The sequence below is a fragment of the Nostoc sp. UIC 10630 genome (assembly GCF_010747425.1).
GTDB lineage: Bacteria > Cyanobacteriota > Cyanobacteriia > Cyanobacteriales > Nostocaceae > Nostoc.
The window spans coordinates 1-482 of sequence record NZ_JAAGOG010000505.1 but is presented as its reverse complement, the minus strand read 5'-3'; the positions used below and the strand labels follow the sequence as shown (position 1 = coordinate 482).

The following is a 482-nucleotide window of genomic DNA, read 5'->3' as shown; positions in this document are numbered from 1 at the left end:
AGCAACCAAATAGGTTTACAGTCTAGGGGAATAGTAAACCCAAGAATTGCTTTGACGTGAGCAGCACAATGTATAGCGATCGCCGTCATCTTGAGCAAAGTGGGGTCATCGGCGGTAACTTCATCACCCTTCATTAAAGAAGTGAGAATTTGATGCAGTCCCAGGTTAAATCTAGCCAGCCACCGTGCGGAATAATTGCCCCAGTCGATGCACAAAGGTAGATTGTCGCGCTCAGTGCGGTCTTTTTGGGTGACAATTGTTGGTGGTGTAGGATAACTTTGCCCGGTTTTGGGGTCAGTAAACGATTCTTCGGGTGGGGCTAAAATTGCCTCAAGTCCAGCGATCGCTCTAATTAAGCGACCACCTTTATCCATTTCTACGAGTGATTCGGTTACTTCGATGCCGTAAGAATCAGAAATGCGGAACTTTTCACATTCAAAAATTTCATTAGGGTCAAGGTAATCTTTGCTCTGACGGGCACG

Annotated in this window: 1 pseudogene; it reads right to left on the bottom strand. The window is 46.1% G+C overall.

What is annotated here, in order from left to right:
• Nucleotides 1–482, bottom strand: a pseudogene (locus G1O98_RS38625) (bifunctional DNA primase/helicase); the annotation flags it as partial.